The sequence below is a fragment of the Vibrio hibernica genome (assembly GCF_015223435.1).
GTDB lineage: Bacteria > Pseudomonadota > Gammaproteobacteria > Enterobacterales > Vibrionaceae > Vibrio > Vibrio hibernica.
Window position 1 is genome coordinate 1 of the sequence record NZ_VHKO01000055.1, and the last position, 14,020, is coordinate 14,020.

11 protein-coding genes are annotated in these 14,020 nt (G+C 43.7%); 4 read left to right on the top strand and 7 right to left on the bottom strand.

The window, feature by feature from the left end; genetic code table 11:
• The 3 genes from FH976_RS13585 to FH976_RS13595 all read left to right on the top strand — a co-directional run.
• Nucleotides 1–1,542: hypothetical protein (locus tag FH976_RS13585; RefSeq protein ID WP_194091379.1), on the top strand; the 1,542-nt coding region annotated here is incomplete at its 5' end.
• A complete protein-coding gene (locus tag FH976_RS13590; RefSeq protein ID WP_194091380.1) occupies nucleotides 1,542–3,596 on the top strand; it encodes a site-specific integrase in 2,055 nt (684 codons plus the stop codon). The genes FH976_RS13585 and FH976_RS13590, both read left to right, overlap by 1 nt.
• Nucleotides 3,593–4,051, top strand: a complete 459-nt coding sequence (locus FH976_RS13595; RefSeq protein WP_194091381.1) for a hypothetical protein — start codon at nucleotides 3,593–3,595, stop codon at nucleotides 4,049–4,051. Before FH976_RS13590 ends, FH976_RS13595 begins: the two co-directional genes overlap by 4 nt.
• A gap of 175 nt (nucleotides 4,052–4,226) precedes the next feature.
• Here FH976_RS13595 and FH976_RS13600 read toward each other — a convergent pair whose 3' ends face one another.
• From FH976_RS13600 to dalD, 7 genes are all read right to left on the bottom strand, one after another.
• Nucleotides 4,227–5,429 (bottom strand): hypothetical protein, encoded by a 1,203-nt coding sequence (locus tag FH976_RS13600; RefSeq protein ID WP_194091382.1) that lies wholly within the window; start codon nucleotides 5,427–5,429, stop codon nucleotides 4,227–4,229.
• A gap of 87 nt (nucleotides 5,430–5,516) precedes the next feature.
• The gene (locus FH976_RS13605) at nucleotides 5,517–6,371 is read right to left on the bottom strand and encodes a hypothetical protein (protein ID WP_194091383.1); all 855 of its coding nucleotides are present in this window, start codon (nucleotides 6,369–6,371) and stop codon (nucleotides 5,517–5,519) included.
• 478 nt (nucleotides 6,372–6,849) lie between these two features.
• Nucleotides 6,850–7,254 carry a LexA family protein gene (locus FH976_RS13610; protein WP_089138384.1) on the bottom strand — a complete coding sequence of 135 codons (405 nt, stop codon included), beginning with the start codon at nucleotides 7,252–7,254 and terminating at the stop codon, nucleotides 6,850–6,852.
• A 339-nt stretch (nucleotides 7,255–7,593) separates the two neighbouring features.
• Entirely contained in the window at nucleotides 7,594–8,265 is a 672-nt protein-coding gene (gene hxpB / locus FH976_RS13615) for a hexitol phosphatase HxpB (protein ID WP_176319261.1), read from the bottom strand.
• Between the two features lie 61 nt (nucleotides 8,266–8,326).
• On the bottom strand, nucleotides 8,327–9,601 hold the full coding sequence (locus FH976_RS13620; RefSeq protein ID WP_194091384.1) for an MFS transporter: 1,275 nt from the start codon (nucleotides 9,599–9,601) through the stop codon (nucleotides 8,327–8,329).
• A gap of 108 nt (nucleotides 9,602–9,709) precedes the next feature.
• On the bottom strand, nucleotides 9,710–11,170 hold the full coding sequence (gene xylB, locus FH976_RS13625; RefSeq protein ID WP_194091385.1) for a xylulokinase: 1,461 nt from the start codon (nucleotides 11,168–11,170) through the stop codon (nucleotides 9,710–9,712).
• A gap of 9 nt (nucleotides 11,171–11,179) precedes the next feature.
• Nucleotides 11,180–12,547, bottom strand: coding sequence for a D-arabinitol 4-dehydrogenase (gene dalD, locus FH976_RS13630; RefSeq protein ID WP_089138381.1), 1,368 nt, complete (start codon nucleotides 12,545–12,547; stop codon nucleotides 11,180–11,182).
• A 233-nt stretch (nucleotides 12,548–12,780) separates the two neighbouring features.
• On the opposite strand from dalD, the gene FH976_RS13635 reads away from it, so the two are divergent.
• Nucleotides 12,781–13,722, top strand: a complete 942-nt coding sequence (locus FH976_RS13635; RefSeq protein WP_089138380.1) for a sugar-binding transcriptional regulator — start codon at nucleotides 12,781–12,783, stop codon at nucleotides 13,720–13,722.
• Nucleotides 13,723–14,020 lie beyond the last annotated feature (298 nt).

Below are 14,020 nucleotides of genomic sequence, written 5' to 3' on the forward strand. Positions count from 1 at the left end.
GAGGAAGGTGGTAGCCACGAAAAGCTATACAGCTATTTCGTAAAGTTATCTCAATACATTCGGTGGTGTGACAAGAGAGATGTTGAAACCTTTACTCAATCATCAATCGAAGGCTATATGAATTTTGAAGATGAGCGTGTCATGCTAGGGCAAATCAAAAACTCAACCTATAGAACAGGCCACGCATTATTGCAGGTCATCTTTACTCAATATCTAGATTTACCTCACTCGTACTTTGATAATATTGTTACGCGATATAATGATGATGCCGAACCTTTTGAAGCCTACACTCGAAGTGACTTAAAGCAAATACTCCCTTTTTTGAGGGCATTATTTAAGCAAACGCATCAACAGTTTATAGATAATCCTGAGAAACATATTCAGGCGTATCAGAGCATACCAACCATGACCTTTCACTGGAAAGGATGTGAATACAAATTATGTGCAGCTATCTCTAAGATGATGTCCGCTGCTACATATCTAATGGCGTATTACACCTACGTAAACACAAGTGATTTGTTCAAGTTAAAGCAACCAGAGAACGCTTCAACCACAGTTGGTGAGGCATGGTATACGATGCCAGCATTTAAACGAAGAGCGTTTAAAACCATTCTTGTGGAAATGGGTGAACACGAACTAGAAATCCCAAAATATTCGATGGACTTTTTTGATCAGTTACTTGAGGTTTCACGATTAATTTCTACTGGGGAAGATGCTCTACTACTGCAAACTATAGCCATGAAAAAAGTACAGCCTGTCAAAAGGAATACCTTAAATTCTTTCCTTGCACATTGGGTGGAAAGGTACTTCACTTTCAACGATCAAACGGGGCGACGATTACGCCCTATGGTAAGTCGTTTTCGTGAAACAGGCGCACGATTAACCGCTTATCATCAGGGTGAAATAGTAAATAACATTATGCTTGGGAATACATCCAATACTCGAAAAAAGAGTTACAGTGAAGGCAATAAATACAGTAACAATGGGATGCTGCAAGATACTTTCGCCATTCGTGAAGAACAAATAAAACAAGGCGTATCACCCAAGGAAGCACAAGAAAACCTTGGTATTGATGTGCTTGTGATTGAAAAAGAGAATGCGATTGAAATACCAAATCTCAGTCGCACATCTAATGGTGGCAGTTGTAGTGACCCCTTTGGTAGTAAGTCAGAAAAGCACACCAAAAAGGCGCTGAAGCAAGGGCTAGCCAAGAATGGAGAGCGATTGGCTTGTGCGGATTTATTGGCATGTTTTGGTTGTCCTTATCAAGTCATCGTTCAATCCGTTGCGGATATTTGGTGCTTGCTGTCATTTAGGGCGTGCATTGAAGAGTCGCTGTACCTACATTTGGATGCTCACCATTACCGCAAGAATTTTGAACAAGTCATAGTGTTTATAGATTCTAAAATTCTTCCCGATATCAATTCTAAAATTTTAAAACAAGCTGAAGAAAAACTGAATGATGAAGGGCTTCACCCAGTGTGGAATGAGCCTGAATCCATTCTTTTCTTAATCCCTAATCGTCAACAGGAGAGCGTGTAATGCCAGTTCAGCACTTATATTTAGATAGCTTCCCAGAGCAGCATAAAGTAGAAGAAGCCGATGTGGTCACGCTCTATCATGAAGAACGTTTTGATGAGCTTGATAAGGTTGTGGTCTGCAAGGATGAATCTGGCAAGGTAACAGCCTACTTCGGTGATAGCGCTTGGTATTGCTTTGCGTTTTCACGAAACAAAAGTGCACATAAGAACACTCTTAATTTCAATCAATTGAATACCAATAAAGACTTACAGCGAGAGTTGAAACTTTTTACCTACGGTTGGTTATTCAATAAAGGTCCAAAACAGCGTAAGGCTTTGAAGTTTAGTAGTGTACTTTCAAGACTCAAATATACGAACATACCTTACAGTCATCTGGTAGAGCAAGGCTTTGATTCTATACGCGCTCTTTCGAAATCATCAAATTGGACTAACTTTGAAGGGCATTTGGTTGAAAAACAATACTCCCAATCTTCAATAAGGACATGTGTTGTCTCTATCAATTCAATCATTAGAGATTCAGCATGGCATAAGGTTAAGCATGAGTTTCTTGGACCTTTAAAGTCCGACGTTGTTGCTAGAAGGTTAATTCAGTTAGAGGCACAACAAACACTGGCCATTCCAGAGCGTTTGTGCAATGCCATTTATAGCAAAGCGATTGGACTGATTGAGGAAGCACACCCTAAAAGGAAGCTAATTGCTCAAGTCGAGAGTCAACTTCAAGAGAATTACCGTGAAGGTGATCGACGTCTCAGTGAAAAGGTGGCGAGTGGTGAAAGCTTCTCCTTTATGTTGGCTAATGGCGAAATAGATAAAAGTATACGTGTCGCTTATATACGTGACAACAAACCTCGAAACCCAAGGGATATTATTTCGCCTCTTGCACAAAAACTGCCGAACATACCACTTGCCAATAGCTCGGAATTTCAGCGATATCGAGGGCAGTTAATCAATGCAAGCTACATCGTGTGTGGTGGTTTTAGTGGTATGCGTGATTCAGAGTTAGATAAGCTCACGCCAAATAGCTATTACAAGGATACTTTTGAAGGTCGTGAATATCATATGCTCCAATCACACACCTTTAAGTTGGGTGAAAAACGAGAAACATGGATAACAGCCAGTTCATCTAAGATCGCAATTGAACTCATGACAACGCTAACTGAAAGGTGGCGACAAGAAGTGACCTATCCAGATAAAAAGTACACAAACACTCTTTGGGTTAACCGATCAGCTCGCTCTAAACCACCCACATTAATCTCATACTGGAGTGTACGTCTTCAGATGTTCTGCAAGCAATTCAATTTTATTGTGACAGAGGAAGACTACCAAGAATGCCTAGATTCTAACCCTCAATCACATGGGAGGGTTAAAAAGTATGTCCTAGTCGGTAAGCCTTGGCACATGTCTACACACCAATTTAGACGCTCTTTGGCATTCTATTGCATTAAGAACCGTTTTGGCACAATGGTCGCTCTCAAACAGCAGTTCAAGCACCTGTATCTTGCTATGACCGAGTGGTATACCAACGGTGGCAAGCTAGCCAGTTATCGAAGCCTTGTTGTGGATGAAAAAATCCAGTCTATGCTTGAGGACATTAACGCTGAAACCACGGCAAATAAAATCTTCAAACAGTGGCACTCTAGTGAAAAATTATCAGGCTCACATGGCAAAGCGATCATGCAAATGCGAGGAGATGTCCCAACCATCTACAGTTCGTGGGATGTTATCTACAAGGCCGTCAAGGATGGTAAGCTCACCCTTCATGGCACGACTCATAGCTACTGTAAAAATGGATACAATTGCGATATGGATGGTGTTGTCATGCCGCAATTCTGTGTCGATTGCGGCTCAGGCAGCAGCATCATTGACGAGGAACAAGCTCGGTGGTGGCAGAAAAAGCATAACAGTTTGGTTGTTTATATGGAATCCGACAAAGATATTTCGGTGAGTGAGCGTAGCCACTACATCACCCAAGTAAGAGCCGCAGAGATAGTCATGGCTGATTTTGAACTGCCATTTACCCCTTTCGAACCTGACTTAAAGGTAGCGAGCTCATGAATAAGAGCGAAAACACATTACTAGCGCTTGAAGCGGCTCTAGAACGCATTAAACAGGGTAAGCCTAAGCGTATCCCAGCCCATCGCAAGCTCAGTGTGCGCGCTGTTGAGGAGGAAGCGAACCTAGGCAACGGCAGTGGCTATTACTACCTCGAGTTTGTTGAAAAGGTTAAACAGACTAAAGCCGAAATCGCGGCAGGCAACGGTGAAATAATCCGGCCAGAGATCCAGACCGTGCGCACTAAGCTCAAAGAGCAAAAGCGTATCAAGGATAACTACAAGGCTAAGTATGAGACGGAGCGAGAGAAGTTAGCCTTATTTGCGGCTGCGCAGCATCACTTGAATGATAAGCTGGTTCAGGCGTTAACTCGTGTGGATAAGTTGGAGCATGAAAATGCAGATCTTCAGGAGGAGCTTTCTAGACTGAAAAGAAGTCAGGTCGTGCCAATCAAGTAATCCACCTGATATATTGATGTGGGCTACCAAACACTCCACACGACTGCCTCATTCTTCCCTAGATCACTTTTGGACATAAACGATTTAGGACTGAAGCTATACAGCGTTTCAGTCAGATTAAGAAAAGTATGTTGATTCCTTGACCGTTTGTTATATTTTCATTTCACTGAATAACTTACAAGGGAGCGGCTCTTTTTAGTAACGCAGTGATTTCATCAGGGGAAAGAGTTTCTAGATACTGTATTAGTTCTCTTTGAGCCTTCCTTTCTGAAGTATCCTTGGATGGGTCTATAGACAATAGGTATTCTGTTAAGCCTTTCTTAACTATTTTCACCTGAGCTTGGTAAGCTTTCAGAATATCAGGAGTTTCGTCACAGTACGGGTTGGAAATCGTTAACTGATTATTAGGGTTTGATAACCACTTTAGCATGACTTCATTCACGTGCTCATCACCGAAGCCATAGCCAATAACCACCAACTCTTGCACATTGTTGATTCTACTTTTAAATGCGTCAAATAATGCGACAGGAGCAATCTGTTCAAATTTACCTTTGAACTTATGACCTCCGGACAACAATGAGCGCCTTAGAAATTGTAACTCACCTGAAGAATCATTAACGAACAACTCATTAACACCTCGAGTTTGCATTTTTTGGCAGACATCTAAGCTTTTTGACTCAATATCTCTGATTGCAGATACAAAAGAGCCGAAACCTTCATTGCCCACTGACTTTAAGTACGTTTTTTTGTCTTCAATAGCGAAAATGTCAAAAGAACCATGGAGTTTCAGCAAGTTTACGCCTTTTTCATTTTCTTCGTAGAAGTCTAGTTTTTGTTCAGATAGTTCTTCCGAAGTAATCAGCCTAAATTCACCTATGTTCTTGTAACCATGCTCTCTATTAGCGTAAAAACCGTCTTTTAGTCCCAAATTATAATATGCACACAGTTCTTCTATAATAAGGTCGTGATTAAGAGAAAATATTTCAATTCTGCCCTGTTGTTCAAGCAAAGCCTCTAAACCAAAATAATTTTCGAACCTAACTTTCATTCGAGGTAGGTATTTTTCTTGAAGTTCTAGTAGCAATAACTGAATACACTCAGTGACCTGCCTGATTAGACCATCAACAATTTGTGCTTCTTTAGGTATTTTCGCTTCTAGTTTCCAGTTTTCTAAATACTTAACCATTTCTTCATAGTGCATCGTGTCACTTTGAAAAACTGAAGCAAACCTCTTTTTTATCGCTTCATCATCGTGGAAATTGAACAGTTTTATATCCAATCTAGATAAAATATTATTCGACAAAATGCTAGTAAACGACCAAACGAGCGGCATACCACACTCGACTGAAGCACCAGCACCTAGAAATAGACCTTTCACTGAACCTCCTCGAAAATATAACGCCGCCATAAACGGCGCGAGCTTGCGGGCGTCCGGCGACCACAGGAAGCGAATTTAATGGCCTTGTTAGGCGATTTCATGTGTAACCTCGAAACCAATTTCTTTAAGGCTTAAATTTATTAAGTTTATACCAGACTCTTTTGCCCTTTCGCTCAGCTTCTGCCATCGGTCGCTACCAAAACTTGTTTTCGTATTAGTCACCACAACTAGGTTGAAAATTGGTTTTTTGCCAGTTATTGACGAGTAGGAACTTAATTGCTCGGCGGACCTTCGTACTGAGTGGTTAATAAACATAAAGGCATGATCAGGGTTTCGCGTCCACTTAACCTCGAAAATGATGTCTTCTTTATCTCGCCCATTTGCAACAACCCCATCGAACTCAACTGACTCACTACCTTTTCTGAAGCGCACGCCTCTTTCAATGCGACCGTATTCCTTTGACAAATAATTGAGAGCCTTATCTTCAACCTCAAACGATAACTTCATCCTTGATGAATTCGAAAGTTCTTGTAATTTCGATAAATCGATTTTAGTAACTGAGGAATCGCCAGTTTCTTCTGGTTGTTCCGATGTGTACTCTTCTTCTATTGCCTCTTCAGCTTTTCGGCGAATATTTTCAGCTTTACTTAAGGCTTCTTTCTTATATTTGAAATAATTTTCATCTTTTCTAATTATCGCTGCCAAGTTCTGCAAGAACTCAAGCTCAGTAACTGCGGTTGCAACTATAAAAATGGCCGCAAAATAGGTAGCCCAGTGAGAGGAAAAGAAAGACAGTGACGCTACTAGCATTATTGAAAATAGCTTAGTCGCGTGATTTCTTAGCTTTTCTATAAATGTAACAAACAAGCAAAATATCGATACTAAAAGCGTAACAGTACCGATGAGGCTTATATAACTATCTGGTGCCACAATGTATTCCATTTCTTTCGCCTAACAGTGTCTTTTCAGCAGACAGTGTCTATATAAAATTTTCATAAATTACAGACGCCATGACAGAAACATACTGTTCTGTAAGTCTTATCCTTCCTTCCACTCACAAATTGCAGAACATGTCTGTCTAGTCGTAAATGCTCAACTAAGCTCATAGTCCACTATTAGGGAGAGTTGGGCAAGAACTGACATGAGAAAGTGGTCAGGAATCTCGAGCTAAACAGTTTTGGGGCAGAAATGAGTTTGGTGGCGCTATCCATCAGTCCACCACACCTTGAGCCTCGCCTTTTGGGAAGTGACAGATTATCTGGAAATTGGTATTCTAAAAACTCGAATTTTAGGAAAAATAGTCAAAAACTACTGTTTTTCTGGAAAAGGCTGAGAAGCCTTATCACACATACCTTTCCAGATTTATTTCAGAATCAACCTGTCGCGGTAAAGAATTGGCATCGACTAAGGCAAACATAGGCTAGTTCGCAAACAAATAACTTGGCCGGTGACAGCGTATAGAGCGAACAACAACCCCCTCAATAGAAAACTGGTCATAATCGTAGATAGAAACGGGTTGAATCTGTTCGTTTGCTGACAGTAACAAGCGGTTTTTTATATCAAGGATCTTACAAACAAACTCACCATTGAAGTTCGCCACAATAATGTCAAGATTCTTAGAGGTCTCATGGCGGTCAACAATCAAAATATCTTGGTTAAAGATGCCGACGTTCTGCATCGAATCGCCACAGGCTTTGCATAAGAAAGTCGAACTCGGGTGCTCAACCAACAAATCATCGAGCGATAAGCTCAGTTGAGAATATTCGGCAGCAGGTGACTCAAAACCGGTAATGCCGGCTCCAGCAGAAATGGGGATAACTTTCATAGCAAACACCTAAAAATAACACTGTACAAAAACACAGTGTTATTTTTAAGGATATTGATAGAAAAGGCAAGAAGATAAAGTGGATTAACCACCACAACACGACCACCGCTGTGCTGGTAATTAAGTAAAGCCAAACTCATGTTGAGGCATAGGTATGTTAGTCATGCTCGGCACTGACACATCTCTGGACAATTCCGAGTTACTCATTTATTAATTTAGCAATGAACGAATTAATTGAAGTATGGCAAGTCTCGCTTAGATAACTGTCCAGTCATACTGGTACAAATCATTCAGAACTAGGGAGTTAGTCAGACTTTGTCTGATTAATATTCAAACTTATCAACTGGGCAGTACCAAACAAGTATGGGAGTTTCGGTAGCTTTGCAATAAACAATCTAGATTGACATAACGTTTATCTGCTTTAGTAAATTTGCTATGCTGACAATATGGAGAAACTAAGCAAGTCATCATATTTGCGCTTTTAGCAGCAGTCAGACCGACAAAACTGTCTTCTATCACCAAGCAATCAGCAACATCAACCTTAAGTCTGTGAGCCGCAGTCAGATAAACATCAGGGCTAGGTTTACCATGCTCTTCATCTTCTGCGCTGCAAATCACACTAAATTTATCCCACAGTTTAAGACGATCAAAGACAGCTTTGATCACCACGTGGTTCGATGAGGTTGCGAGTGCCAGCTTTAAGCCCTGCTGTGAGAAAAAACTTAACGCGTCATAGACACCCTTCATTGCTTCACCAGTGGTGGAAATTCGGTTACACAGCTTAGTCAGAATAAGACTTTCCAACTCTTTTTCTGGCATGGACAGTGAGTACATCTCACACCAAGTACGCGCAATTTCATCAACACGCTTCCCCATTGTCAATTGCTCACAGTCCTGACGGGTGACGGTCACGCCAACACTAGCCAACGATTCAATCTGTGCTTCCTGCCACAAAGGTTCAGAGTCAATAATTACACCGTCCATGTCAAAAATAACTGCTTTTTTATTCATACTTACCTCAAAAAATAGAAAAAGTATGGCAACCAAAAGCGTTGCCATACTCTAAACCGTCTTACGCAACAGTAACTTTACTCGATTCAACGCCTCTCGCTTCGAAACCAGGTTGCTCCACTTTAATTAAATAGGTGAAGAAAAACGCCAACACATACAAGGCAGTATAGGCAATCACCACGCCTATCGTACTGAAAAACGGCAGCAAGACCACTGCAATTGCTGGCGCAAGAAAGTTGGATAGCCCCGCGGACAAGTTATAGACAGAAATCGCTGCACCTTTGTGATTTGGCTCTAGTGCAGGAAACACAGCAGCCATTGGTACAAACGCGGCCACGAAAATGCCCAGAGAAATAGCGGGGATCAGCGCCATATAGAAGTTGTTGCCAAAGTGCTGAGGGATGTAATAAAACGCGAGGCTAGAAACTGCCATTCCAATGCAGCCGAACCAGCGTACAACCTTCATCCAGCCAAGTTTCTCACCCATGATGCCCCAGAAGACGTTAGAGAAAATGGTGGTAAAGAAGAACACCGCCCATACCTGAAGCCAGTCGGATGTTGTAAATCCTAAATCATCAACAAACATCATCGGCATAATGACGGCAAAACCAAATAGCGACAGGGTGTTGATAATGCGTACGAAGCTGGAGTAAAGCACATTTTTATTGGTATAGAGTAGCGTGACGGCGCGGCTCAGCTCGGTCAGTTTCTGTTTATTGGTCAGGTTGTGCATGTGGGTTGGCATTTTAACATTACGCAGGGCAATCATGGCGATCAGTCCGCCTGCTGCACAAAATGCTAACGATAACCACAAGGTGCCATACTCGCCGATCCAAGGGATAGTGAAGCTTGGGATGTAACTGCCCGCTACACCAATACCAATTGAGTACACAGTCCAGAACCAACCAAGTGCAGAACTGACGCCATCACTACGAACGTTGTGCACAATGACCACAATAAAGGAATAGAGAAAGAGTGGATAAGCCAACCCGCGGATACCATAGAATAGAAGAATTAACGCGTAGTTTGACTGACTTAGCCCCAGCGTTAAGAACAAGACATGGAAAATACACCACAGCAAAAAGCCGATTCTCATGGTTTTCTGCGGTGTTATGATTTCCGCTACCACCCCAGACACCCAAGCGGCCAGCGCTGCGGCCAAACCATAAAGCGTAAACGCCAAAGATGATTGAGCAGGGGTAAATCCTAACTCGGTGATGTAGTGCGACAGGAACGCCAGTTCAAACCCATCTCCCGTCATAAAGATAGCAATGGCGATATATCCCCATATCAGATTTAGCGGCAATCCAAGCCACTGTTTGCTTACATTTTCCATATATTCCTCGTTTTGTAGGGTAAAGGAATCCCACGCCCCTTTTTCAGGGGCGCAGTCCTTGCTTTTATTTGTGGTTATCTTTCTAAGTTCTGGCTGTTAGCGCCAATGCTATGACCGTAAAGCTAAGTCGTTTTGGTAAAGCGCTCGGAAACGCTCATAACGCTGACTCAACACAGGCTCACGCTCTGTACATGGTTGATAGACGCGGAAGATTTCCGGTTTTTTACACACATCTTCGACGGCTTTGTCAGAAGCGAGGCACGCCAGTCGAGCCGCGCCGAGCGCCCCACCCGTTTCTCCACCTTTATGGGTGACAATAGGTAGACAGAGTGTATCGGCCAACAGTTGCGCCCAAAACGCGCTGCGTGCCCCACCCCCGACGAGAGAACATTGTTCGATTTGGGTGCCGCTTTCCTGCAATACACGTAGTCCGTCGGTAATCCCAAAGCTCACGCCCTCAATAACTGCATAGCCCAGTAGTGCGCGATTGGTGGAATGAGTCATTCCGTGGAACATCCCCATTGCCTGAGGGTCATTGTGCGGGGTGCGCTCGCCAGACAGATAAGGTAGGAAAAGTGGCGCTTTGGCTTTCTCTTCCTCACTTAACTGCGCGATGCCTTCCAGCAATTCAACCTCTGTCACACCAACAATGCGACAGAACCATTGCAGGCAACTGGCCGCACTGAGCATGACACTCATTTGGTGCCAACGCTGTGGCAACACATGACAGAAAGCATGCACCGCAGACTCAGGCGCCGGGCGATACTGTTCATTGACCACAAACAGCACACCAGAAGTGCCAAGAGAAATAAACGCATCCCCCGGATTCACGGCGCCTACACCAATTGCGCTAACGGCGTTATCACCACCACCACCAGCAACAATCACTGAAGGGCTCAGTCCCCACTTATGTGCTACCTCTGCTGACAAAGAAGCCGAAACTTCACAACCTTCCACCAACTCTGGCATCTGCGCTCGGCTGAGTTGGCATTTATCGAGCAAGGAATCTGACCAGTCACGCTGCGCCACATCCAACCATAACGTGCCCGCAGAATCTGACATGTCCGAGATTTTTCGTCCGGTCATTTTCATACGTAGAAAGTCTTTGGGTAACAGAACTGTGTTGATACGAGCAAAATGGTCCGGCTCGTGCTTACGAATCCAAAGCAACTTCGGCGCGGTGAAACCCGGCATCGCTAGGTTGCCAGCGATGTCATGCAGATCTGGTGCGGCGGCTTCCAGTTCAAGGCACTCCCGATGACTACGGGTGTCATTCCACAAAATAGCCGGACGGATCACCTCATCTCGCTCATCTAATAGAACCGCGCCATGCATCTGACCAGAAAGGCCAATTGCTTTGATTGACCCCCAATGTTCAGAACACTTTTCTCGCAGCGAACCAATCAGATAGTTGGTCGCTTCCCACCACTCCTGTGGCGCCTGCTCCGACCAATGTGGATGAGGGCGCTGAATGGTCAGCGGAGCACTGTGCGTGGCAACCGTTTCACCCTGTTCATCAATTACCAGAGCTTTGACTTCCGAGGTGCCAAGATCAATACCTAAATACATGACAGCCCCTTATTGAATCATTGAGTAAGTAGCAGCAATTTTCTCGCGCAGAAGAGTTTCAAACTCCGCATTCTCGGCAAGTTCACCAAACAAAGCTTTATTTTGCGCATACACCGCAATTGGATCAGCGGATTCAAACATCTCATGCACCGCACGCGTATCTAGAATGCCGTCTTGGTATTCATATGGCAGTAGGCCTTTATGCCATTGCAACATAAATACAAAGAACAACGCTGGCAGCATCGCAGTCGCCTGAGGAGCCACACCTCGCTGATAACATTCAATCATGGTTGGGGTGATCATCGCGGGAATTTTGGAGAATCCGTCGGCCGCCACACGTTGGTTAGTGTCTTTAATATAAGGGTTGGTGAATCGCTCAAGCACTACATCACGGTATGTCGGCAGGTCGATACCGTTTTCGCCCAAACTAGGGATTACATCTTGACTCACGTAGTCGTGCGCAATTTGATAAATGTAATCGGTAAGGGTACTTTCGTGAATAAATGACTGACCAACCAAAGTGCCAGCCCAAGCGATACAGCTGTGCGATGCATTGAGGATACGAATTTTCGCCTCTTCGTAAGGAATGACCGAATCCACCATTTCCACACCAACATTTTCTAACGCTGGTCGTGCGTCTTTAAAGTTGTCTTCAATCACCCACTGAATAAAGGTTTCACCCATCACTGGCGCTTTGTCATCAATACCGGTTTTAGCTTTGATACGTGCAGGGAGATCAGCAGCAGGACGAGGAACAATGCGATCCACCATAGTATTTGGACAGGTGGAGTTTGCTTTTACCCACTGCAGCACCTCTTCTTTACCTGTCAGAGTGAGGAATTCCATCAGACCGTCGCGGAAGCGCTCACCGTTGTGGCGTACGTTATCGCAGTTGAGCAATGTCACCGGACCTGTGTTATCGGCAATACGGCGCTCCAAAATTTTCGTCACCGTCCCGTAAATGGTTTGATGAGCACCATTTAGATCGGCACTTAATACCGCATTATCTACGTCTAATGTGTGGTCGGTTTTCAGATAATAGCCACCTTCTGTGACGGTAAACGCAATAACCTTCGTCTGCGCTTTCGCCCCTTCGTTAACCAAAGGTGCTAAGTCTTCCTGCCAAGGTAGCAGTGTCTGAATTGACTTGATCACTTCGTAATCACGTTCGCCTGCAGGGCTGACCGTTTCCAGTACATACTCGCCATTTTGAGATCTCAACGCTTCAATGGTCGCTTCCACATCATTGCGAATGTTACCCGCTGCGATGTGCCAGCTGTTATCGCCCGATTCGAGCAATTTATGTAGATACCAAGCTTGGTGCGCACGATGAAATGAGCCTAGACCGATGTGAAGCCACGTGTATTGGTTTTTCATAATAGTTCCTTGTTTTTGTTTAATGACGCCACTCTAATAAATCAAAAACCCAAATAAAGAGCCACAGATCACAAATGAACAAAAGACCTAATTACGTTCTTTTGTTCATTTGTGAAAAATTGATTGATATTGCATTCATTAAATATTCGCGAGAAGATACGACCTATTGACGCGCCAAAGAAAGAAACAATGATTTCACTCATGCTATAAGGCATTGAAAATAAGGAATTAACGTGGCTAAAGATGACACTTACAAAACTGATCAGATGGTTCGCGCAGCTTGGATGTACTACATCTCTGGCCGTAACCAACGCGATATTGCTGCTGAGCTAGGATTGTCACGCCCAGTGGTTCAACGTTTGATCGCCGCAGCGAAAGAAGAAGGAATTGTATCGGTCGGTCTACACCATCCGGTTTCAACCTGTTTAGATTACGCAGAGCTGCTCAAAGAAAAGTACCAGTTGGTGGAATGCAACATCGTACCCACCACCAGCAGCGATGAAACCCTGGATAACGTCTCGTTTGGTTGTTTTCAATTGATGTCCAAATACACCAAAGACCAGCAGGATCAAGTCATCGGTATCGGCTCTGGCTTGACGCTGAAAAAGGCGATCAACCGTATTGATTTCGAATCACCAAACAGCAAATGTGTAGCGCTGATCAGTGCTATGGGTGTAGATGGGCAATGTAATTACTATGACGATGTGCCGCTGATTTTAGCGCGTAAAATTAGGGCTAACTATTACCAATTGCCCGTTCCGCGTTACGCCACTTCGAGCGAGGAACTCAAGCTCTGGAAGAGCATGCGCGTATTTCAAGAAGTTGCGCGTGTTGCTGACAGCGCGAGTGTGGTGTTTACTGGCATTGGTTCACTGAGTAAAGCTAGCCCTATCATCAAAGATGGTTTCATTTCATCCGACAAGGCTGATGAGCTCAATCAGCAAGGTGCGGTTGGTGAAATTTTGGGCCGCTTTATCAACGCCGAAGGCGAAGTGGTTGATTGCACGATCAACACCTTCATCACCAGCTACGACATGCGCAACAACGATTGCCCTCGCATTGGTGCCGCGTTTGGCGAAGACAAACGTTCTGCGATTCTAGCGGCGTTAAAAGGACACTGGATAAATGGATTGGTCACCGATGAGACAACTGCTAGATGGTTATTAACCCAATGACAATATTACCAATAATCAACTAAAACCCTTTAAATCTGCGCTATTAGCTCTATTGAGAGTTCATCAACTAGTAATAGGAGCTACCCTTAATCTTTAACCTGCGTGCTTACCTTGATTACTAATACTAGTCTTCATGTATCGTGAGTGAATCAAATGGTGTTCATAGTAAGGTAAACAAAGATTTGTGCTTCATCAATTTAGCATTGAGCAGCAATTTCTTATACAGCCCCTTATAACACCTTTGTAGTGGCAATTACTTACCGACTAGATCTGCTGTGCATTTACTCTAACACGTTTC

Excerpts from the sequence above, each read along its gene's own strand:
- hxpB (WP_176319261.1), bottom strand. The coding sequence starts at position 8,265 with ATGAATAAAAAAGCAGTTATTTTTGACATGGACGGTGTAATTATTGAC.
- dalD (WP_089138381.1), bottom strand. The coding sequence starts at position 12,547 with ATGAAAAACCAATACACGTGGCTTCACATCGGTCTAGGCTCATTTCAT.
- xylB (WP_194091385.1), bottom strand. The coding sequence starts at position 11,170 with ATGTATTTAGGTATTGATCTTGGCACCTCGGAAGTCAAAGCTCTGGTA.
- FH976_RS13605 (WP_194091383.1), bottom strand. The coding sequence starts at position 6,371 with ATGGAATACATTGTGGCACCAGATAGTTATATAAGCCTCATCGGTACT.
- FH976_RS13610 (WP_089138384.1), bottom strand. The coding sequence starts at position 7,254 with ATGAAAGTTATCCCCATTTCTGCTGGAGCCGGCATTACCGGTTTTGAG.
- FH976_RS13620 (WP_194091384.1), bottom strand. The coding sequence starts at position 9,601 with ATGGAAAATGTAAGCAAACAGTGGCTTGGATTGCCGCTAAATCTGATA.
- FH976_RS13590 (WP_194091380.1), top strand. The coding sequence starts at position 1,542 with ATGCCAGTTCAGCACTTATATTTAGATAGCTTCCCAGAGCAGCATAAA.
- FH976_RS13595 (WP_194091381.1), top strand. The coding sequence starts at position 3,593 with ATGAATAAGAGCGAAAACACATTACTAGCGCTTGAAGCGGCTCTAGAA.